The following is a 1095-nucleotide window of genomic DNA, read 5'->3' as shown; positions in this document are numbered from 1 at the left end:
CCGCAAACTTCGCCTGAAAGATGCGGACCTATTGAACTTGTTGATCAATAAAACCGTTAGTATTGCAATTCAAAAAGATATCATCAAATCCAGATCGATCATTGTCGATGCTACTCATTCTCTTTCCAGATCGAACCCCTATTCTGCACTTGAGGTGCTCAGGGAACGATCAAAACTACTCCGCAAAGCAGTTTATGCCATAGATGAGGATATGAAGGCGTTAATGCCAGAAAAGAATGAATCAAGTGATCTGGAAAAAGAAATTGCCTATTGCAAAGCATTACAAAAAATCATTGAGGYAGACAGGCCGCTAAGCGAGGTCCCTGCGGTCAAGGAGAAATTGAACCTATTGAAGGAAACAGTTGAGGATACCCAGGAGCATTACACACTCTCCAGGGATAAGGATGCCAAGATTGGTCATAAGACAGCGGACAGCAAATTCTTTGGTTACAAAACCCATTTAGCTATGACCGAAGAACGTATTATTACAGCAGCAGTTGTAACCTCAGGAGAAAAGGGAGATGGTCCGGAACTACCAAAGCTTTTAGAAATCAGCCAGGAGAATGGCATCAAAATAGATACAGTCATCGGAGATGGTGCCTATTCAGGCAAGGATAACCTAAAGCTAGCAGACGAGCAGAACATCAAGATCGTTGCCAAGATGGTCTCTTCTATAAGTCAGGGATTCAGAAAGGATGAAAACCTATTCGATTATAACAAAGATGCCGGTATGTTCGTGTGTCCAGCTGGACATATGGCCATCAGGAAGGCCAGACAAGGCGAGAAAAATATTGGAGAAAATCAAGCGACCACTTATTACTTCGACGTGGAAAAGTGCAAGGTCTGTCCCCTGAGGGAGAACTGCTACAAACCTGGAGCCAAGAGTAAGACTTATTCGGTAACCATAAAATCCGATCTTCACAAAGAACAGATAGCATTTCAGAAAACCGAATATTATAAGGAGAAAACTAAGGAGCGATACAAGATAGAAGCAAAGAACAGCGAGCTCAAAAACGTCCATGGATACAGACGTGCGACTTCCTATGGAATACAGAATATGGAAATGCAGGGGGCTATGGCAATTTTTACCGTAAA

1 protein-coding gene is annotated in these 1095 nt (G+C 42.6%); it reads left to right on the top strand.

What is annotated here, in order from left to right; all coding sequences use genetic code 11:
* Positions 1–1095, top strand: a 1095-nt coding sequence (locus FBD94_RS25855; protein WP_136882353.1) for a transposase, incomplete at both ends; no start/stop codon positions are given.

It is taken from the genome of Pedobacter hiemivivus (assembly GCF_005144565.1).
GTDB lineage: Bacteria > Bacteroidota > Bacteroidia > Sphingobacteriales > Sphingobacteriaceae > Pedobacter > Pedobacter hiemivivus.
Note: the sequence above shows the minus strand (reverse complement) of the source record. Positions and strands in the feature narration are given on the sequence as shown.